Origin of the sequence: uncultured Butyricimonas sp. (assembly GCF_959596855.1) — a bacterium.
Taxonomy (GTDB): domain Bacteria; phylum Bacteroidota; class Bacteroidia; order Bacteroidales; family Marinifilaceae; genus Butyricimonas; species Butyricimonas muris.
The window spans coordinates 108,735-130,003 of record NZ_CAUFYA010000002.1 but is presented as its reverse complement, the minus strand read 5'-3'; the positions used below and the strand labels follow the sequence as shown (position 1 = coordinate 130,003).

15 protein-coding genes are annotated in these 21,269 nt (G+C 53.7%); 2 read left to right on the top strand and 13 right to left on the bottom strand.

Annotated elements, in window-relative coordinates; genetic code table 11:
- Nucleotides 1-3: 3 nt before the first annotated feature.
- The 3 genes from Q5866_RS01865 to Q5866_RS01855 form a co-directional block, all read right to left on the bottom strand.
- Entirely contained in the window at nt 4-84 is an 81-nt protein-coding gene (locus Q5866_RS01865) for a potassium-transporting ATPase subunit F (protein WP_186975473.1), read from the bottom strand.
- 404 nt (nt 85-488) lie between these two features.
- Nucleotides 489-1,823 carry a sigma-54 dependent transcriptional regulator gene (locus Q5866_RS01860; protein ID WP_186975029.1) on the bottom strand — a complete coding sequence of 445 codons (1,335 nt, stop codon included), beginning with the start codon at nt 1,821-1,823 and terminating at the stop codon, nt 489-491.
- 12 nt (nt 1,824-1,835) lie between these two features.
- Nucleotides 1,836-2,174 carry a translation initiation factor gene (locus Q5866_RS01855; protein WP_186975030.1) on the bottom strand — a complete coding sequence of 113 codons (339 nt, stop codon included), beginning with the start codon at nt 2,172-2,174 and terminating at the stop codon, nt 1,836-1,838.
- A 172-nt stretch (nt 2,175-2,346) separates the two neighbouring features.
- On the opposite strand from Q5866_RS01855, the gene Q5866_RS01850 reads away from it, so the two are divergent.
- On the top strand, nt 2,347-4,647 hold the full coding sequence (locus Q5866_RS01850; RefSeq protein ID WP_186975031.1) for a bifunctional dihydroorotate dehydrogenase B NAD binding subunit/NADPH-dependent glutamate synthase: 2,301 nt from the start codon (nt 2,347-2,349) through the stop codon (nt 4,645-4,647).
- A gap of 158 nt (nt 4,648-4,805) precedes the next feature.
- On the opposite strand, the gene Q5866_RS01845 is transcribed toward Q5866_RS01850, so the two are convergent.
- From Q5866_RS01845 to Q5866_RS01835, 3 genes are read right to left on the bottom strand one after another with little or no spacing between them, the layout of a single operon-like run.
- Nucleotides 4,806-5,717 (bottom strand): hypothetical protein, encoded by a 912-nt coding sequence (locus Q5866_RS01845; RefSeq protein ID WP_303178403.1) that lies wholly within the window; start codon nt 5,715-5,717, stop codon nt 4,806-4,808.
- A 32-nt stretch (nt 5,718-5,749) separates the two neighbouring features.
- Nucleotides 5,750-7,894 (bottom strand): fimbrillin family protein, encoded by a 2,145-nt coding sequence (locus Q5866_RS01840; RefSeq protein WP_186975033.1) that lies wholly within the window; start codon nt 7,892-7,894, stop codon nt 5,750-5,752.
- Nucleotides 7,895-7,936: 42 nt separating this feature from the next.
- Nucleotides 7,937-8,641: a FimB/Mfa2 family fimbrial subunit gene (locus tag Q5866_RS01835; RefSeq protein WP_368502001.1), complete on the bottom strand. Its 705-nt coding sequence runs from the start codon at nt 8,639-8,641 to the stop codon at nt 7,937-7,939.
- Here Q5866_RS01835 and Q5866_RS21060 point away from each other — a divergent pair.
- Complete coding sequence (locus Q5866_RS21060) at nt 8,555-8,929, top strand: hypothetical protein (protein ID WP_366482480.1); 375 nt, start codon at nt 8,555-8,557, stop codon at nt 8,927-8,929. The genes Q5866_RS01835 and Q5866_RS21060 overlap by 87 nt on opposite strands.
- A 682-nt stretch (nt 8,930-9,611) precedes the next feature.
- On the opposite strand, the gene Q5866_RS01830 is transcribed toward Q5866_RS21060, so the two are convergent.
- The 7 genes from Q5866_RS01830 to nuoK all read right to left on the bottom strand — a co-directional run bounded on the left by Q5866_RS01830 (nt 9,612) and on the right by nuoK (nt 21,178).
- Nucleotides 9,612-10,985: an efflux transporter outer membrane subunit gene (locus Q5866_RS01830; protein WP_186975035.1), complete on the bottom strand. Its 1,374-nt coding sequence runs from the start codon at nt 10,983-10,985 to the stop codon at nt 9,612-9,614.
- 167 nt (nt 10,986-11,152) lie between these two features.
- A complete protein-coding gene (locus tag Q5866_RS01825; protein WP_303178399.1) occupies nt 11,153-14,254 on the bottom strand; it encodes an efflux RND transporter permease subunit in 3,102 nt (1,033 codons plus the stop codon).
- Nucleotides 14,251-15,390, bottom strand: coding sequence for an efflux RND transporter periplasmic adaptor subunit (locus Q5866_RS01820; RefSeq protein WP_186975037.1), 1,140 nt, complete (start codon nt 15,388-15,390; stop codon nt 14,251-14,253). Before Q5866_RS01820 ends, Q5866_RS01825 begins: the two co-directional genes overlap by 4 nt.
- 355 nt (nt 15,391-15,745) lie before the next feature.
- Nucleotides 15,746-17,170, bottom strand: coding sequence for an NADH-quinone oxidoreductase subunit N (locus Q5866_RS01815; RefSeq protein WP_186975038.1), 1,425 nt, complete (start codon nt 17,168-17,170; stop codon nt 15,746-15,748).
- A gap of 112 nt (nt 17,171-17,282) precedes the next feature.
- Nucleotides 17,283-18,773, bottom strand: a complete 1,491-nt coding sequence (locus tag Q5866_RS01810; protein WP_186975039.1) for a NuoM family protein — start codon at nt 18,771-18,773, stop codon at nt 17,283-17,285.
- Nucleotides 18,774-18,902: 129 nt separating this feature from the next.
- Entirely contained in the window at nt 18,903-20,801 is a 1,899-nt protein-coding gene (gene nuoL, locus Q5866_RS01805; protein WP_186975040.1) for an NADH-quinone oxidoreductase subunit L, read from the bottom strand.
- Between the two features lie 77 nt (nt 20,802-20,878).
- Nucleotides 20,879-21,178 carry an NADH-quinone oxidoreductase subunit NuoK gene (gene nuoK, locus Q5866_RS01800; RefSeq protein ID WP_099292004.1) on the bottom strand — a complete coding sequence of 100 codons (300 nt, stop codon included), beginning with the start codon at nt 21,176-21,178 and terminating at the stop codon, nt 20,879-20,881.
- Between the last annotated feature and the right edge of the window lie 91 nt (nt 21,179-21,269).

The following is a 21,269-nucleotide window of genomic DNA, read 5'->3' as shown; positions in this document are numbered from 1 at the left end:
CGTTTAAAATTTCTCGGGTTTGACAAGAACATACATCAAATACCCGAATGCTATAATACTAATGATAAATAATGCCGTGTACATGATTAATCTCCCTTTTAAATTTTCTCGAACCAATCGATACATTTGTAGAAAAACCAGAAGCAGCCCGCGCCGCTTAGGATACATACCAGAAATCCGAATGAAAATAAATCCATAACTACTCTTTTTTAGTGAATACTGTTGTTTACTCCCCTTGTGTATGCCATCGGCGTACCAAAACGGGTGGAGTAGGGGCAATGTGTTGGTATAAAGAGTGTTATTGCGATGCGGCGGAGAACGCACGAGCGTGCGACCCTTCCATTTTGAAAAGGTTGCCTACCAGAATGGAAAGATGCTATGATTCAGAGATTGGCGATTAGGTGATTTATGATTTTCAATTCTGAATCTTTCCTTTACGGTTGGAATCACCAAATCACTGAATAGTGCACCCGCTTCGTGTGGCCGGTTTACAGTCCGTATTCCTCGATTTTTCGATACAGCGTGGTGAGCCCGATTTTCAACAGCCGGGAGGCTTCAGTTTTATTGCCCCGGGTGTGTTGGAGTACGCGGGCGATATGGCGTTTTTCCACGGCGGCAAGTTCAAATTCGGAATGATTTTGTGTGGTGGTTTCGCTTCGCTTATGTTGCAATTCGAAAGGAAGGTCTTGCACCGTCAGTTGTCGGTCGCAGACGATCATGCCGCGTTCCACCACGTTGCGCAATTCCCGGATATTACCTTTCCACTCGGCAGCTTGCAGGGCTTTCAGGTATTCGGGTGTCATGCCCTCTATCGTTTTTCCCAGTTGTCGGGAGAAATGTTGCACGAAAGACCGTGCCAGAACTTCGATATCCTCTTTGCGTTCCCGTAGCGGCGGCAGGTGGATTTGAAACACGGAAAGGCGGTAATACAGGTCTTCCCGGAAATGTCCCGCCTCGATCTCCCGCTTCAAATCCCGGTTGGTGGCGGAAATAACGCGCACGTTCACTTTCGTGGGCTTCGTGTCGCCGATCTTGAAGTATTCCCCGGCTTCAAGCACCCGTAACAGCTTTGCTTGCAACTCGTAAGCCATTTCCCCGATCTCGTCGAGGAAGATCGTGCCGTTGTCGGCGGCTTCGAACAATCCCTTTTTATCCTTGAGGGCTCCCGTGAACGACCCCGCCTTGTGCCCGAACAACTCGCTTTCCAGCAAATCTTTGCTGAACGCCGAGCAGTTCACCGCTATAAAAGTCCGTGCCTCGCGGCGGCTGTTCCGGTGTATGGCTTGCGCGAAGACCTCTTTCCCCGTGCCCGTTTCGCCGGTGAGCAACACGGTGACGTCAGTTGCCGATACTTTCCGGGCGAGTTCCACGGCTTCTTGCAGGCAGGGCGACGTGCCCAGTATCGTGTCAAAGGAATAAGCGCGGCTCTCTTTGCATTTCACGCTTTCGCCGAGATTCTTTTTTGCCTGCTCCATGGCACGGCTGATAAGCGGGATGATTTTGTTGTTATCGTCGCCTTTCGTGATGTAATCGAACGCCCCGTTCTTGATTGCCTGCACCCCGTCGGGGATATTCCCGTGCGCGGTGAGCAGGATCACTTCCATTTCCGGGTAAAGCGTCTTTATCGCGGAAACGAGTTCAACCCCGTTCCCGTCAGGCAGGAAGACGTCACACAGCACGACTCGCGGGCGGTGCAGTTTCAGTTGTTTCAGCGCGGATTGACAGTCAGCCGCTTGGAATACCTCGTAACCTTCCAGCCCGATGATGCGGGAAAGTAATTTGCGTATCTGCGGTTCGTCGTCGATGATTAAAATATTGTCCATATAGAAACGGGGCTATTTCGCCCTGTATTTGTTGTCACGCAGGATAGCGAGTATCTTTTCTTTCAGCTCCCCTTGGATGATGATTTCCCCGTCCTTCACCGATCCACCCACGCCGCATTTATTCTTCAGCAATTTGGCAAGTTCCTTCAGGTCGTCCTCTGTCCCCACGAAGCCCTGCACGAGCGTCACCGTCTTTCCCTTGCGTTGCTTCGAGTCGAGCGTCACCCGCAGGTTCTGCTTCTCCGGGGCAAGCGTTTCCGTTTCGTTCTCCTCGTCATACTCGTACCGGAAGTCCGGGTTCGTGGAGTACACCACGTTCACGCGTCCTTTCTTGTCGTTCTTGTTGCTCATGGTAGTCTTTATTATTGTTCCTTTTGGCAAAAGTAATATATACAATTGAAAATTGAAAGTTGAAAATTGAAAATGAATTGGTTGTTTTTTTAACCGTGTTCGTTATCTTTGCGGCTTGAAGTCGAAAACGATAGCGGGGCAGAAATAAATTCAATGGACTAACAGATGGATTATGAACAAAATTGTAAGTAAAACTTATTTTTCAGAGAAGGTTGTAAAGCTGGAAGTGGAGGCTCCCTTGATTGCCAAATCCCGGAAGCCGGGTAATTTCGTGATCGTGCGTGTCGGGGAAAAAGGGGAACGTATGCCGTTGACGATTGCCGATGCGGACGTGGCGCGAGGAACGATCACGCTGGTGGTACAGGTGATGGGAGTTTCTTCCCGAAAATTATGCGCGTTGGAGGTTGGCGAATACGTGACGGATTTGGTGGGACCTCTCGGCAAACCGACTCATATCGAAAAAGTAGGTACCGTGTTGGCTTGTGGCGGCGGCGTCGGGGTAGCTCCCCTGTTGCCTATCGTGAAAGCGTTCAAGGAAGCGGGCAACCGGGTGATCTCCGTGATTGCCGGGCGCACGAAAGACTTGGTGATACTGGAGGACGAGATACGGGCTTCTTCCGACGAGGTGATTGTCATGACGGATGACGGCAGTTACGGGAAAAAGGGATTAATCACCGAGGGTATGGAGGAAGTGATCGCCCGCGAGAAAGTGGATTTCGCGGTGACCATCGGTCCGGCTATCATGATGAAATTCTGCGAGAAAGTAACCCGGAAACACGACATACCGACGGTAGCGAGTTTGAACGCCATTATGGTCGACGGTACAGGGATGTGCGGTGCCTGCCGCGTGACGGTAGGCGGGAAGACCCGTTTTACCTGCGTGGACGGTCCGGAGTTCGACGCGCACCAGATAGACTTTGACGAGATTCTTGCCCGTCTGGGTGGTTTCAAGGATGATGAAGCCGTTAAATTACAACATGAAGCGGAAATAAAACACGAGAATATAGAGGTGAAGAGTGGCGTGAGCGACCGTAACGAGGCGTGGCGTCAGGAACTTCGCCAGAAAGTGGCGGGAAAAGAACGTACCGCGATCGAGCGGGTGGTGATGCCCGAGACACCTGCCGCCGAGCGTATCAAGAGTCAGCGCATCGAGGTAAACTTGGGGCTGACGGCGGATATGGCCGTGCGGGAGGCAACGCGTTGTATGGACTGTGTGACGCCGACGTGCATGGAAGGTTGTCCCGTGAGTATCGACATCCCCGGTTTCATCAAGAACATCGAGCGGGGTGAGTTCTTGCAGGCGGCTGCCGTGTTGAAGCGCACGAGTGCCCTCCCGGCAGTGTGCGGACGGGTATGCCCGCAGGAGAAACAATGCGAGTCCAAGTGTTTCTATTTACAGAAATTGAAAAAGCCGTCGGTGGCTATCGGTTATCTGGAGCGTTTCGCCTCGGATCACGAGCGGGAATCCGGACATATATCCGTGCCCGAGGTTGCCCCGGCTAACGGTATAAAAGTAGCGGTGATCGGTTCCGGTCCTTCCGGGCTGTCTTGTGCCGGGGATCTGGCAAAGAGAGGGTATGACGTTACCGTGTTCGAGGCGTTGCACGAGATTGGCGGCGTGTTGAAATACGGTATCCCGGAATTTCGTTTGCCCAATAGCGTGGTGGACGTGGAGATCGAGAACCTGAAGAAAATGGGCGTGAAATTCGTCACGAACTTTATCGTGGGAATGACCGACAGCGTGGCTGATTTGAAAGCGGAAGGGTTCGAGGCGTTCTACGTGGCTTCGGGAGCGGGGCTTCCCCGTTTCATGAATATTCCCGGGGAGAACTACAACGGTATCCTTTCCTCCAACGAGTACCTGACGCGGGTAAACCTGATGGGTGCCGACAGCGAGGATTCCGATACCCCGGTATATCACGGTCGTAACGTGGTGGTCGTGGGTGGCGGTAACACGGCGATGGACTCCGTGCGCACGGCGAAACGGCTGGGTGCCGAACGCGCGATGATTGTCTACCGCCGGAGCGAGGAGGAAATGCCTGCCCGTCTGGAAGAAGTGAAACACGCCAAGGAAGAAGGATGCGAGTTTATCACGTTGACGAATCCCGTGGAGTATATCGCTGACGAACGGGGACGCGTGAAACAAGTACGGGTGCAGAAGATGGAATTGGGAGAACCCGATGCCAGCGGACGTCGTAGCCCGGTACCGGTGGAAGGTTCCGAGTACACGATTGACGCCGACGTGGTGGTGGTGGCGGTGGGCGTGTCGCCCAACCCGATTATCCCGAATTCTGTTGCCGGACTGGAAGTTTCCCGCAAGGGCACAATCGTGGTCAACGAAGAAACGATGCAATCCAACCTGTCCGACCTCTTCGCCGGAGGGGACATCGTGCGGGGTGGTGCTACCGTGATTCTCGCCATGGGTGACGGTCGTCGTGCCGCGCGACATATTGACGAGATGTTCAAAGCTTGAAGTCGCCTTTGTTTAGAGTCGCCTTCGGCGAGTTGCAAGTTGCATTTGCCGAAGGCGGCAAGTTACAGGTCGCTTTTCTAGCGTTTCGGAATGTATTTCAGTTCCTCCTCTGTTTATAGAGGAAACTGGCGAGTAAGCGAGGGCCGATTTTTGTTCCTTTACCAGTCACCGGGCGTCACCGTGCCGTTCTTCAGCGGGATGAGGGTGTAGGTGAAGCCGTTGTATACCTCGTTGCCGGACTCGTCGGTGCGACCGGGGAGGAGGTTGTAGTTGCGGCGGTTAAGAAAGACTTTGGAGCTGTTGTCGATCGCCGCGAAGTGATATCCACCTTTGGCGGGGACGCTTAAGAAATATCCGTTTTCCCGTTCTTTAGCGGTCATGTTACTAAGATTCCACTCGTAATAGTATTTTGCATTACTAAGCATGAGCTCAGCCCCGTCAACCTCGTTTGCAACGTGCATACGGGCATACCTGTGTTCAAGGCTGATGACGGCAGGGACGCCGGGAGAGAAGCTATCGCTACCTGTCATCACGTCTGTGGTATAGCCCAGAGAGAGGATGCCATCAACGGGGATGCTTTTGCCCAGATAGTATGCTTCGAACCGGACTTTTGCATCGGTGGTGCCGTCGGCAAGGGCTTCGGCGGGCCAACGGGGGTGGCGTTTGAAGCCGGAGAAATTAATGGGTCCGCCAATGGCAGGCTTGATGCCGGAGGTATTGAGGTCTATAGAGTCCTGCACACTGAGGGGAGACCACCCGGCACCGTTGTAGCGGAGGGCGGAGATATAGGTTTTATTCGCTTGGGTGCCTCCGGCAGGTGTCCAATCGAAACCGACGTGGAGCCAGATGACATCGCCCGTTTCCCACTGCGCGGCGTCGGGGGTCTGGACGGCACGGGTGGCGGGGAGGGTGGCTCCGGCAGTGTATGCCGGGCGGGGACCGATGGTGATGCTCAGTTCCCGGGAGGCGGACGTGACGGGCGCCGGCACGGGGTCGTCGGTGGCGGTGCAGCTCCAGGTCAGCAGGACGAGGAGGAGTACGGCGGCGGTGGAAAGGAGTTTATGTTTCATATCGTTATTACGTTTTAATGTGAATGGATGGGTTATTTAAGAGTTTTCCGGGTAAAGTACAAGACGGGCCATGTTCCGTCGCCTGCTAACCAGAAGTCGCTTGATTTTACATCCCCAGAGCTGTAGGTGTCGATACCATAGGCGGGCGTGGCGTCGGGGTCGTAACAAGTGATGGTGCCGGGCGCCGAATAGGATCTACTCATGAGTTGGAGTATCTCGCCCTTTCCAGGGTTGATATTGCAGATAAGACGTGCTGTATTTCCGCAATTGGATGTGCCTTTACCACCGACGCCGGCGCCGTAGCAGCAATCTACATTATCGCCGCTCATGAATCCGACGATAGCGCCTACCTTTGCCTCTATAGTGCTGGCTGTAGCGGTGCCGCTGGCGTAGCAACTATTGAGTAGTCCTCCATAGTGTCCATAGTGACAGCCTACCAATCCTCCGGCATAGATATTGATGTCTTCTGTTTCAGATGTAACGGAGACATCACCTTCAGCTATACAACAGTAGATAGTGGAGCCAGAATCATTCGAATTATACCCGGCAATTCCTCCAGCATATATAGAGTTACCTTCAGATGTATTTACCTCCATAGTGACGCTGCCGATGGCGTGGCAGGCAAATAGTAGGCCACCGAAGTTTCTTCCTGTTATTCCTCCGGCGCCTGCTGAACGTTGTCCGAATAGTCTTATGCGATCTGCTATTATCTCGACGTCCGTCCGGCAACGGGTAATAGTACCATTGTTAAATCCCGCTAATCCGCCGACATTTGGGTCATGTTCGCTCGTATTGATTTTCCCCTGAGCGGAGCATAGGGAAACAGTGGAAGCACTACCATTAAATCCAACGAGGGTTCCGACATTTATTGCCTTGCCTGATATTATCTCCACCTTGCGCAGGTGAATGCCGGTCAGCAGAGCATCGCCGTCTGTCATCCCGAAAAGGCCGGCAGCTGATCCTTTTTGCATATTACTGATTTTCAGATTGGAGATAGTGAATCCATTACCGTTATAAATGCCGGTAAATGGCCGAAGATCAGAGCTGTACTGCATACCGATAGGCTTCCAATTGTCAATGCCACCCAAGTCAATATCCGCTGTCTGTATGGCATTGAGGTTCTGCTGTCCGTTATTCACATCGTCAGCAAAACGCTTGAGGTCGTCGGCATTGCGGATAATTCGGAATATTTTACCGTCGAGGGTCACGGTGGGCAGTTCGCCTTCCGTCCAAGGCACGTCGGTAGTGGGCATCCCCACTTCAACGCCGGTTTCGCGCACGCTGACGGGATAAGTGTACATCGTGTTGGCAGCGTAGGCATCGGTTGCGGGGAGGGTGCCGGTGTATTCCTTGCCATTCACGGTGACCACTATCGTGCGAGGGGTGGAATTTGCCTCCTGTGGGATAAGCAGGGCGGTGTAGCTGGCGTCCGTTCCATCTGCCGCCACCCCCGATTTCAGCGCACGAACAGGCTTATCGGTGATAAGCGCCTTATTAACAGAACCATCACGCATATCGAAACTTCCTTCTTCGGGGAAGCCTGCCAGTCGTACATCCGTCAGCGTACCGCCGGACAGCCCCAATCCGAGGGTGATATCGAACTTGACTTTGCTCATCAGGTGGTGAAATACGAGGACGACGAGATTATTGCCGCGGGGAACGCCCTCGAATTTACTGTAGAGGGGGTCGAGCGCGAGCTGTTTTTCGACGGTGGTCTGGTCGGTGGTGTTCAGGGTGAGGATATAATTGTCGTCAGGGGCTTTGCTCGTGTGCCAAGCGATGATGTCCACCGCTGTGTTTTGCGGGTAATACATCGGCGTGCCGTCGGCAGGGGTCAGTGCTCCGTCCTCCGGGTTTACGTTGTGAAGCACGTTGGCACTGCCGGGGACGAGGTCGTCGGGCAGCGTGCCGCCGGGGGTGAGCATGGAGATGCTCACGACGTCGCCCGCGGTCCACACGGTGTTGCCATCGGGGCCGAGGGCTGTGCGGGTGGCAGGTGACGAGCCACCGGTATTCGTATGCGGCGGCAAAGCGGTGGATTGCACCACGGCTGTAAATGCCGCGGGGATGCGGCTGTCGGCGTCGTTGCCACCCGGCTCTTCCTTGCTGCACGATGCCAGCATCATGGCCGGAAGCGCCGCGAGCAGCAGGAGTTTCTTGCAATTTGCTATTGTCATATCATTGCTTTTTTAATTATTACTTATCAGTTTCCAATGTTGTCAGTCTGCCACCACGGGACTGCCGTTGACGGGATTCCAGTCGGTAATCGTGGCGGAGAGTACCGCACCCGTGGGCGTTTCCACCACCGCGCCGTCCAGCGTGACGGGCATGTGCTTGTCGGTATTGAACGCGGCGAGTGCCGTGGAAAGGTCGCTGTCGAGGGTGACGGGGGTGGGGGTGTCGCCGGTAAAGCGGATTTTGGCGTTTAGCCTCTGTTGCCCGTCCGCTACACCCAGCAGCCGTACGGTAGCCGACCATTTCCCGGTATTCGCGCCGTCAGTTATCTTCGTGAACGCCAGTGCCACGTTCGAGGGGGCAGTACACGTTCCGGCGTCTATGTCCAGCGTTCCGGCAACGCCGGAAAGCGTGCCTTCGATGCTTTCGATTTTACCCGCCGTGCCTCCCGCGGGTTCGATAACGAGCGTGAGTTGGCGCGTTTGTTGGCGCGCGACCACCGTGACGGTATGTTCCTTGTCCTTCTTTATCGCGACATTCGTGACGCCGGCGTGCAGCCATCCCGGGGTGGCGTGTATGAATGTTCCGGTCTGTCCCGCGGGGGTGGCAGCCGCTGCCGCGGTCGCCACGGTGCCGTTCACGGTGATGGCGTCCGGCGTGTTGTGGACGACGAGGCGGTAGTTGCCCGGCTCGAAGAGGTGGTCTACCGTGACCGTCGTGCCGCTTACCGTCGCGGAATATTCGCCCACCTTCACCGTGTAGGTGGCGGGGATACCGGTACCTGCCGAGCAGTCGTGCCACTCGGTCACGAGTGTGATTCGTCCGCTGTCGGGGTGCGGGGTATCGTGAATCGGGTCTTTCACGTCGCATCCGCCGAGGAGCAGGGCGGCGCACCCGAGTCGTGTGATGATTGTTTTTGTTGTCATAGGTTGTTTTTAGTTCGTCGAAAAAGTTTCATGAAGCTGTTTTTATATATAAGTGTTTTGTTCGCCGGGATAGCACCGCGTGCGGTGGTTCGAGAATGTAAAACTAAGTAAAAATAGAATCCACGGGGAGACAATTCAACAAAATATCACTTGCCAAATCGTAATAAGGGTATTTTTTTCACTTGCCAAATCGTAATTTGGTGCAAAAAGGTAAAAACGCTCAATTTCGGGCTATAATAGTCGTTTTTTGACAAAAACGCGATGTATTTGAAGCGTGGATGTGTTTGCTGCCTGCCCGATAGCCATGACAGTGCTTGTACCCGTGCTTGTGTGAACCCGGAAAAGCGTCGAGCTGTCTGATTAACTAAATATGTTGTCGTAATGACGTTGTTATAACCTGCCTATAGCAGGTTATGAGCAGGTTTTAAGCAGGTTATGGGCAGGTTATGAAGGTTCCTAGCCCTTTGGTGGCGCGGGTTTCGAGAGGGTAAAACGGGAAAAAAAAGTGTAAGTTGCTATAAAACAGAGCAATGTGTCTTGTGTTTATTTTGGATAATGTTGGGTTGAAATTAGACAAGTATTGTAAAAACAATACAAAAGCATGTTGATGTATTCATTGTTTTGTAATCTGATTGTTTTAATATTGCATCATGGTGTCGTTTGAAAAAAGAGGGCAAACGCAAGTTGCAGTGAAGATCCTTCAATCTAAAATAGCCGGAAAAGAAGCCGGGATACTGCCACCTTCAGCAATATCCCGGCTTTCCCGCTTCAGCGGCACGTTCATTTTCAATTTTCAATTTTCAATTGTCTCCCATCCTCCCCCGAGTGCCGAGTACAGGCTGACCACGGAGAGGAGTTCGTCGCGGACGGCGTTATTGAGGCTGATTTGGGCGTCGAAGTAACCGCGCTGGGCGTCGAGGACGTCGAGGTAGCTGATGACTCCGTTGATGTATTGCAGGGTGGCGAGTTCCATGTACGAGCGGGCGGCTTGTTCGAGCCGGGAGCGCGACTCGCGGATTTCGCGTATCTTGTAGAAGGTGGTGAGGGCGTTGTCGACTTCCTTGAATGCCGTGAGGACGGTTTGCTGGTAGTTGTACGTTTCAGCTTCCAGCGCGGCACGGGATGCCTTGAGTTTTGCCCGGTTGTTCCCGGCGTTCAGCAAGGGCGCGAGCAGTTTGCCGCCGACGTAAAAGTAAGGGGCGGAAAGAAAGTCGCTTAATTCACCTGCCTCGCGTCCGTAGCGGGCGGTGAGCGTCAGTTGCGGGAACATACTGGTGTAGGCGATACCGACCTTCGCGTTGGCTGCCTTCAGCTTGTATTCAGCCTGCCGCAAGTCGGGGCGGCGTTCCAGCAGGGTGGATGGCAATCCCACGGGCAATTCGTGAGTCAGCGTTTGTTCGTCGATGTTCTTGCCGCGGGGAATGCGACCGGGGTAGTGTCCCGTGAGCAGGGAAATATCGTTTTCTTTCAGGCGTATTTTTCGCTCGAGGTCGGGTATGAGGGTGCGGGTCTTGGCAAGCTCCACTTCCGCCTGACGGTAAGCCGTTTCGGAAGTCAGTCCACCCTCGAAACGCAATTTGGCGAGGCGCACGCTTTCGACACGGGCGTCGTAGGTCTGCCGCACGATGCTCAGTTCCATGTCTAATGCCTGTAACTCGAAATAGGCTTGTGCCACTTGCGCCACGAGTGTCATTTGCATGGCTCGTTGTCCTTCCACGGTCTGGAGGTAGGTGGCAAGGCTGGCTTGTGAACCCCAGCGGAGTTTGCCCCAAAGGTCGAGTTCCCACGAGAGAACGGCTTCCGCGTTGAAAGTGTTGCCGGGGGAACGGTCGTATTCCCGTTCCGCCAGTCCGTCGGCACTGAGTTGCGGGAATAGTTTGGATTTTTCCACGCGGTGGGCGAAGCTGCTCTCTTTTACCCGTGCCGCCGCTGCCAGTAAATCCTTGTTATACGAGAGCGTGGTGCGTATCAGGCCTTGCAGCACGGTATCCGTGTATATCTCCGGCCATTGGATGTCGGCGACCGTCCGCGTACCGGTGGCGGGCGTGTCGGCAATCTGTTCCGGCAGATCGAGTTCCGGTCGGGTGTATTCTTTGCCCAGCTTGCAGGAGGAAAAGAAGGTAGCTCCGACGAGGAAGAGGAGGGTTATGGTTGTATATTGTTTCATGGCGGTGTTTTTTAGTTTATAAGGTTTATAAAGTTTATAAGGTTCATAAGGTTCTATGGACCCCTGCGGGGCGCTTTGTCCACGGCAGCGAGGGCTGCCGTTAAACATTGTCCGAAGGACACCCGTCACTTTATGAACTTTATGAACCTTATGAACTTTACGAACTCTCATCGTTTTTTCATTTTATGAACAACTTTTTCTATTTGCACGAAGAAGAACGGCACGAGGACGATACCCACGGTAATGGCGACGAGCATACCGAAGAAGATTCCGGTACCGATGGAGTGGCGGCTGGCTGAGCCGGGGCCGCTGGCGAGCACCATGGGGAGCATGCCCAGCACGAACGCGAGGGACGTCATCAATATGGGACGGAAGCGGGCACGCGCGGCAGTGAGTGCGGCGGTGACGGCACCGACTCCCTTGTCCACCTCTACTTTGGCAAATTCGACGATCAGAATGGCGTTTTTGGCGGCAAGACCGATCAGGGTTACCAACCCGATTTGGAAGTAGACGTCGTTTTCCAACCCGAACACCCACACGCCGAGGTACGCGCCCAAGGCGGCTATCGGCAGGGAGAGCAGCACGGCGACAGGCACCAGCCAACTCTCGTAGAGGGCGGCAAGGAAGAGGAACACGAAGATGAACACGAGCGCCATGACCATTCCGGTTTGTCCTTCTGCCTTTTTCTCTTGGAAGGACAGACCGCTCCACTCGAGCCCGATGTTGTTGGGGAGGTGCTGGCGGGCAATCCGTTCTATCGCCCGCATGGCGTCACCGGAGCTGTACCCGGGGGCTGCCTCGCCGTTCACGATGGCGTTCGTGAACATGTTGAAACGGCGGATGGAGCCGGGACCTGTGGTGTATTGCGGGGCACCGAGCGCGGTGAGGGGAACCATGTCGCCCGCGGAGGTCTTGACGAAGAACATGTTCAGGTTTTCCTTGTGCATCCGGTAGGGCGCCTCGGCTTGCAGGTACACTTTGTATACCCGGTTGAACATGTTGAAATCGTTGACGTATACCGAGCCGGTGTAGGCTTTCATGGTGGAGAATATGTCCGCTAGCGGGATGCCTAGCAGTTGGGCTTTATCGCGGTCGACGTCGAAGTATAACTGCGGGATTTCCGCTTGCAGGGACGAGGATACCCCGGCGAGAGCCTTGTCTTGTGCCGCGTATTTGAGCAAGGTGTCGACGGCGTCGACGAGGTTCTCGAAGGTGGCGCCGTTGCGGGCTTCCACTTGCAACTCGAAACCGCCGGACGCACCCAAGCCGGGAATGATGGGCGGCGTGGAAAGGAATACCTGTGCTTCCGGGTACTTGAAGAATTCGGTGCGGATGTCGTCCATGACCTCTTTGAGGGACATATCGCCTTTCTTGCGTTCTTCCCACGGCTTGAGGATGACGGTCAGTTCGGCGCGCGATTGTGCCGTACCGACGCGGGGGCTGCTTCCCGTCACGTTCTGCACGTGGGCGACGGCGGGATGCTGCTTGATATATTCTATGGCCCGGTCGGTCACCTTACGCGTGCGTTCGAGCGTGGCGCCTTCCGGCAGAGCCAGTTCCACTTTGAAATACCCTTGGTCTTCCTCGGGTAGGAAACTGCCGGGAATTACCCGGTTGAGGACGAAGATAAAGACGATGGCGATACCGAACCCGGCGACGATGCGGCGGGGGTGGGCGAGTGCCCGTTGCAGGAGGTGGATGTATTTGTGGTTACCGCGTGCCAACCAATCGTTGATTTTGCGGAACACGTAGCCTTTTTTGCCCGTGGAGGGGCGCAACAGCAGGGCGCACATGGCGGGGCTGAGCGTTAATGCCACGACCAGTGATATCAGCACGGACACGACGATAGTGATGGCAAACTGGCGGTAGAGCATCCCCGTGATGCCGGGCAGGAAGCTCACGGGCACGAACACGGCACCCAGCACGAGCGAGGTGGCGACGAGCGCTCCCGTCAGTTCTTTCATGGCTTTACCCGTTGCCTCGCGGGGGGAGAGTCCTTCTTCTTCCATGATACGTTCCACGCCCTCGACGACGACGATGGCGTCATCGACGACGATACCGATAGCGAGTACCAGACCGAGCAGCGTCAGCATGTTGATGGAGAACCCGAACGCCAGCATGAACCCGAAGGTGCCGACCAGCGACACTGGAACCGCCACGAGCGGGATAAGGGATGCCCGCCAGCTTTGCAGCGACAGGAACACGACGAGAATCACGAGGAACAGTGCCTCGAACAAGGTTTTGTACACCTCGTGGATGGACTCGGCGATGTAGGTGGTGACGTCGAACGGTATGTTGTATTCCAAGCCCTCGGGGAAGTCGCGGCTGATTTCTTCCATGGCTTTTTTCACGTTGTCGGCAACTTCCATGGCGTTGGCGCCGGGGAGCATGAAGATGCCGAGAATGGCGGCGTTCTCGCCGTTGAGCCCGCTCTCCGTGTTGTAGGAACTCGCTTCCAGCGATACCCGCGCAATGTCCCGCAGGCGGATGATTGAACCGTCGGGGTTTGCCCGCACGACGATGTCTTCGAATTCTTCGACGGAGGACAGACGCCCGGGGGCGGTAATCGGGATGGTGATATCGACGCCCGTCATGGGTTGTTGTCCCAGTACACCTGCTGCCGACTCGCGGTTCTGGTCTTTAAGCACGTTTTGCAGGTCTTTGATGGTCAGCCCGAAGTTCGCCATGCGGTCGGGGAGTATCCATATCTGCATGGCGTAGTAACGGCTGCCGATGTTGGATACCCGTCCCACGCCGGGGATACGTTTCAGCACGTCGAGCACATTCATCGTGGCGAAGTTACTGAGGTATATCTCGTCGAAGCGGGGATCTTCGGAGGTGAGCGCGAGTGTCATTAACTGGCTGGCGGATTGTTTTTCCACCTTGATGCCGTTTTGCACGACTTCGGCGGGGAGGCGCGATTCTGCCAGTTTCACCCGGTTCTGCACGTCCACTGCCGCCAGTTCGGCGTCGGTGGAGATGTCGAAAGTGATGGTGATGGACAAGCCTCCCGAGTTGGAACTGCTCGATTCCATGTATAGCATACCCGGCGTACCGTTCAATTCCTGCTCGATGGGTGTCGCCACGGCTTGTGACACGGTGACGGCACTCGCCCCGGGGTAAGATGCCGAGATTTTAACCACGGGTGGGGTGATTTGCGGGTATTGGTCGACGGGCAGCTGAAACAAGCCGATGACGCCGACGATGACAATCAGTATGGAAAGTACCGCCGAGAAGATGGGGCGGTCGATAAAGAAGCCCGGTTTCATGGTTGTACCTCCTCTTCTTCTTTAATGGCGGCGTTGACCGGGTTCACGAGTGCTCCCGGGGTGAGCTTGTGGTAGCCTTCCACCACGACCAGTTCGTCGGGTCCCAGTCCGCGTTCCACGACGGTGGTGTTGTTCACTTCGGGACCTATCTCGATAAAGCGCTTTTCTGCCGTGCTATCCCTGCGCACGACGTAGATGTAGGCGCCGCCTTTCTCTATAATGACCGCTTTGGTGGGTACGACGATGGCGTTTTCCCGCACGTCGAGCAGTAGTTTCACTTTCGTGAATTGCCCCGGCAACAGCCTGCGTTCGGGGTTGGGTAATTCGGCACGCACGCCGAAAGTTCCCGTCTTCGGGTTTACCTGCGGGTCGGCGAAATCGACGATACCCGTCAGCGGGTAGACCGAGTTGTCGGCAAGGGTGATGGTCACGCTGGGTTGCCATGACCGGTTGACGTCTTTCTCCCCGAGGGTGACGTTGCGTTTTTGCCCTTTCAGGTAGTCGAGAGCCGGAAGGCTGAAGTCCACGAGCACCTCGTCGCTCTCCACGACAGTTGCCAGTTGGGATTTTCCGCCGGGACCGACAAGTGAACCGATGTCGGCGTAACGCTCGCTGATATACCCGTCGATGGGGGAGCGGACGGTGGTGTAGTCCAGTTCCAATTCCGCCTGTTTGAGGTCGGCTTCGCTCATGGCGACGTTTGCCTTGGCACTCTCGAGGGCGGCGACGGCGTTGTCCAAATCCAACTGGCTCGCGGCTTTCTGCTCGTACAACGGGCGCAACCGTTCCTCGTCACGTTCCGACTTGGCAGCCTGCGCCCGGTCTTTTGCCAGTTGCGCCTTTGCCTTGTCCACCCGTGCCCGGTACAAGTCGCTGTTTATCTTGAACAGGGGTTGTCCCCGCTTCACGCGTTTCCCTTCCTCGAAAAGCATCGCTTCGAGGTAACCTTCCACGCGCGCCCGGATTTCCACCGCGCTTTTGGCGCGGATTTGCCCCACGTATTCACCGTAAATTTCTACATTGTCTGTTCCCGCTTTCTCTACCGTCACTATTTGCCGCACGGGTTCCTGCTTGTCTTTACACGCCCCGAACGCGACTGTTATCGCGAGAACTGTTACTGCATGTCTTACCTTCATATTCCTTATGTTTTTCATTTTGGCTTATTCTATTGAAAATTGTGTGCTAGTTTGTACGTTAAAATGTAAAAATAGGTTATTTTGTTGATAGACAATAAGTATTTTTCTTTTTTCCCTTGTCATGCTCCGAAAACGTAAATCGGGATATCGTGGAATTTTGCCACGGGGTGGGGAATAATTCGCCTGCGGCGAGTTACAGGTTGCAAGTTGCATTTGCCTGCGGCAAGTTGCAGGTTACTTTTCTAGCGTTGTAGACTGTATTCCAGCTCTCTCTCTGTTTATAGAGGAGGAGCTGGAATACAATCCCTAACGCAAAGCAACCTGTAACTCGCCGCAGGCGACCTAAAATCATAAATTAATAACTCCCGAAGCTGAATGTCCCGATGCTTTCGTACACGATGCTGAGGATGCCCACGCAAAGGATACCGGCGCTACAAGCGAGTAGGCTGACGCGGGTGTATCCGTCGGAGCGGAATGATTCGATGGGCATCTCGCTCTTGTTGATGAACATGGCTTTTATCACGCGGAGATAGTAATAAAGCGAGATGACCGTGTTTATCAACGCGACAAATACCAACACGTAATATCCCTGTTCGGCGGCGGCAGCGAAGATGAAGAACTTGCTGAAGAATCCGGCGAACGGGGGGATACCTGCCAGCGAGAAGAGGGCAAGCATCATCACGAAACTGAGGCGGGGATTGGTAGAATAAAGCCCGTTGTAGTCGTCGATGGTGAGTTTGCCGGAGCGATGTTCCACGATAGCGATTACGCCGAATGCGGCGAGGTTGGAAAGCATGTATACCAGCACGTAGTACACCAATCCCGTCATACCCATTGCCGTGCCGCTGATGATGCCCAGCATGATGTATCCGGCTTGCGATATGGAGGAGTAGGCGAAGAAACGTTTCAGGTTCTGCTGCCGTAGTGCGAAGAAGTTTGCCAATGTGATGGAAGCGATGATAATCCAGTAGAGGATGCTTTGCCATTCATGCGCGAGCGGGGCGAATACCTTGTACAGGATTGCCATAAGCACGAAGGCTGACGAACCTTTGGATATCACGGAGAGATAGGCGGTGACGCTCGTCGGGGCTCCCTCGTAAACGTCGGGCGTCCACTGGTGGAAGGGTACAAGCGAGAGTTTGAAACCGAGTCCCACGAAGAAGAACACGAACGCCATGAGCTGGATGAGGCTGCCGTTGAGTCCGGCGGGGATGTCCTCGAAATAGAGGGTTCCCGTGGTGCCGTATATCAGGGATATACCGTAGAGCGACAGTCCGGAAGCGAACACGGCGGTAAGAATGTATTTCGCGCCTGCCTCGGCGGATTTTTGCTTGTACTTGTCGAACGCGGCGAGGCAAGCCATAGGGATGGATGCCGTTTCCAGTCCGATGAAGAACATCAGGAAGTTGCCGGCGGAGATCATGAAATACATACCCAGTAAGGTCGCGAGGGTAATCATGTAAAATTCACCCCGGCGGATGATGGTGCGTTCGTTGGCGAGCCAGTTGTTCGCCTGCATGAAGACAATCAACGTTCCGATGTTGAGGATGGTCTTCATGACGCTACCCATGGGCAGGTTGTGATACATCCCCCCGAAAGCACTGATCTCGACGTTGGGCGAGAGGTTCAGCAGGGTATGGATTCCCACGAGTATGCAAGCGATAGGCTGAAAGTATTTCAGGCTTTTCGGGGAACCGAATATATCGTAAACGAGGAGTATGACGATTACCGCGATGAGTGATACTTCCTCTTTCATTAGTAAGAAATTAGCGTAAACCATGTTGAATTGAGTTTATAAAGTTCATAAGGTTCATAAGGTTTATAAAGTTCGTGAGGTTCATGAAGTATTATATTTTCGGTAACTTTATGAACCTTATAAACCATATTAAATTTTAATATAACATCGTGATTACCGATTGTAATGATCCGCTGATCATGTCGGACAACCACAGGGGAGCCAGACCGATACCCGCGATGGCGATGATGAGCACGATGGTGGAAAAGCGCTCGTACCAGACGGCATCGGTGAGGGCGAGGTGGTGGTCGTTGACCACTTTCCCGTAAAGCAGTTTGCCGACAACCCGCAGGATGTACACCGCCGTGATGACGATGGACGTGCAGGCGATGATCGTGAATACCCGGTGGAACGTGTCCGTGTTCTGGAACGCGCCGACGAATACGGTCATTTCCGCCACGAATCCGCTTAATCCCGGTAACCCGAGGGAAGCCAGACCGGCGATCACGTAACAGACACCGAGGAACGGCATGATACGCATCAATCCGCCCATCTCCCGGATGTCACGCGTATGGGTACGTCCGTAGATCATACCGATAAGCGCGAAGAAGAGGGCTGTCATCAAACCGTGAGAGAGCATTTGCAGGACGGCTCCCGTCATGGCAGTCCGGTTCAGCATCAGTATGGCGAACAACACCAGTCCGCAGTGGCTCACCGAGGAGTAGGCGTTGATATATTTCAAGTCGGTTTGCACGATGGCGGAATAAGCCCCGTAGACCACGCTGATACCCGTGAGGATGATAAATATCCACGAGAGTTCTTTGGCGGCTTCCGGCATCAAGTAGATAGCAACCCGGAAACACCCGTATCCACCGAGTTTCATCAATACTCCGGCGTGGAGCATGGAAACGGCAGTGGGAGCTGAGGCGTGACCGTCGGGTGACCACGTGTGGAACGGGAACAAGGCTCCCAGTACGCCGAATCCCACGAATACAAGCGGGAAGAACCAGCGTTGCAACGCTACCGGCATGGCGTGGTTTTGTGCTATCTCGAGCAGGTTCATGGACGGCATGCCCGATGCGGCGGAGTGGAAGTATATTCCCAGTATTCCCACGAGCAACAAGGCGGAACCACCCATAAGCATGAGGGTTAATTTCATTGCGGCGTATTCTTTTTTACCGCTGCCCCATACCCCGATCAACAGGTACATGGGAATCAACGCTACCTCGTAGAACATGAACATGGTAAAGAGGTCTATCGAGATAAAGAACCCGAATACCCCGACGGACAGGAGATAAAACCAGAGGAAGTACTCCTTTTGCAGGAATTCCATTTTCCACGAGGCGAATGTTCCGGTGAACACGATAATGGCAGAGAGTAGCAACATGGCTACCGATATGCCGTCCACCCCGACAGAATAGTGAATATTTAACGGGGCATACCACACCGTGTCGGCGGTGAATAACATCTCGGCCGTGTTGCCGGCTCCTCGTTCTCCCAGATAAGCGAACACCAATCCCACGGCGAGAACCAACAACAGCGAGGCTCCCGTGGCAACCGCTACACGAATCTGTTGCAGGTTCTTCGAGAAGAAAAGCCCGCACATCGTGAGGATTGGTATTAGAACGAATAAGGATAAGAAGTTCATATTTATTAATTTTAGATTTCTTGATTTTAGATTATTTGAATGAGTTTATAAAGTTCGTAAAGTTTATAAAGTTCATAAAGTGAAGGGATACTTTATAAACCTTATGAACCTTATAAACTTTATAAACTATCATATTAATACCAGTATTAATATGAATACCGTACCGAGCAGGATCACGTAAGCGTATTGCTGTACCTGACCGGATTGTAAGCCGCGGATATTGTAAGATACCCATTGTGACATGGCGGCGAGCCCGTTGAGGGCGCCGTCGATGACATGGCGGTCGAACCAAGCGAGGGGACGGGAGATACAGTTGAAGATGATGCGCTTCGTGATGAAGAGGTACAATTCATCCATGTAGAACCGTCGGTATGCCGCGCGGTGCAGTCCGCCAAACGTCGTTGCCAGACGATCGGGTATCGGGTTCGCTTTCCGGTAAAAGAACGTTGCCAGCGCGATGGAGAGGCATGCCACTACGATACTGGTGATTGCTACCGTCCAGTCGAGGTGGATGATGTATTCCTGACCGTTGCTGCTGACGAATTTACCGAAAGGTATAAATCCGGCAAAAAGGGTAACCGCGGCAAGGAACACGAGCGGCAGTGTCATGGACTTCGGAGCCTCGTGCGGGGTATGTTCGTGCGTGCTTTCTTTGCCCCAGAATATATTGTAATACAACCGGAACATGTAGAAAGCGGTGAGGGCGGCGATGAAGCTCATCACGACTCCCATGACCGGACTGAACATGAACGCGGCAGCGAGTATCTCGTCTTTACTGAAAAAGCCCGAGAACGGCGGAATACCTGATATGGCAAGACATGCCACGAGGAACGTGATGTGTGTCACGGGCAAGTACTTGCGCAGACCGCCCATGTGGCTCATCTCGTTGCTGTGCACGGCATGGATGATAGCACCCGCGCCGAGGAACAGGAGCGCCTTGAACATGGCGTGCGTGAACAGGTGGAACATGGAAGCCATGTATCCCAACCCGGCGTGGCCGTCCATGCCGGAAACCCCGAGGGCAACCATCATGAAACCGATTTGTGATATCGTGGAGAAGGCGAGTACCCGCTTGATGTCTGTCTGCACGCAGGCAACGACGGCGGCATAGAGCGAGGTGACAGCCCCGACCACGGCTATTAGCACGAGTACATCCGGTGCTTCAAAGAAATAGACCGGGAATAGACGCGCCACGAGGAATACCCCGGCAACCACCATGGTGGCGGCGTGTATCAACGCGGACACGGGCGTCGGACCTTCCATGGCGTCCGGCAGCCAGATATGTAACGGGAACATGGCGGATTTTCCGGCACCACCCATGAATATCAGTGCCATCGCCCAACTCATGACGGAGCAACCCATGAAGGTGGTTCCGACAGCCCCGGCGAAGATGGAGGTATCGCCGGAGGTGAGTATCTCGAACGAGAATGTTTTCGTGTAGAAGGATAATAACAGTATCCCGATAAGAAAGCCGAGGTCGGCGAACCGGGTGACGATAAAGGCTTTTTTGGAAGCCGCCACCGCCTCGGGTTTCGTGTAGTAGAACCCGATTAGCAGGTAGGAAGATACTCCCACCAGTTCCCAGAAGATATACATCTGGAAAATATTCGTGGCAACGACCAAGCCCAGCATGGAGAAACTGAAAAGAGAGAGGAACGCGTAGTAACGTTGGAAACCTCTTTCCCCGTGCATGTAGCCCAAGCTGTATATATGTACCATGAGCGACACGGTGGTGATGACAACAAGCATCATGACCGAGATCGGATCGAGCAGAATACCGAGGTCTATGTGCAGGTATTGCGTGAAACGCAGCCATTCGAAATTAAACGGAATGACGGGAGCATGTATCCCGTCTACCCGCGGCATCGTGAAGTATTGCCACGCCGTGGTATAAGCCAGCAGGGCAGCCACGGCTATCGATAACGTCCCGATGTATCCGGCAACCGCGGACTTTAACCTCGTCCCCAGAAGCCCTAACGCCAGAAACGTTAGTAACGGTAGTATTAATATGAGTGCTGTATATTCCATGTTTTAATTTTAGATTTCTTGATTTATGATTTTAGATTGTTATTCGTGAATCGTAATTCATAAATCGTAAATTAATATTAGTGTTTCATCTCACTCAAATTCTTTACCTGTATATTCCGGATGTTCCGGTATATATTGATAATGATAGCTATTGCCACTGCCGTTTCGCAGGCGGATACCCCGATGGCGAACAGCGTGAAGAAAAAGCCTTCCATCTGATCGGGAAAGAGATAGCGGTTGAACACGGCGAAGTTAATATCTACCGAGTTTAGTATCAGCTCGATGGAGATCAATACTGCCAGCAGGTTTCTCCGGGTGATAAAACCGTAGATTCCCGCGAAAAGCATGATCGTGCTGATCACCAAGTAATATTCCATGTGTAGTTCCATATTCTAATTTTAGATTTCTTGATTTATGATTTTAGATTCTTGATTATAAGTCGTAATTTATAAGTCGTAAATCGTATAT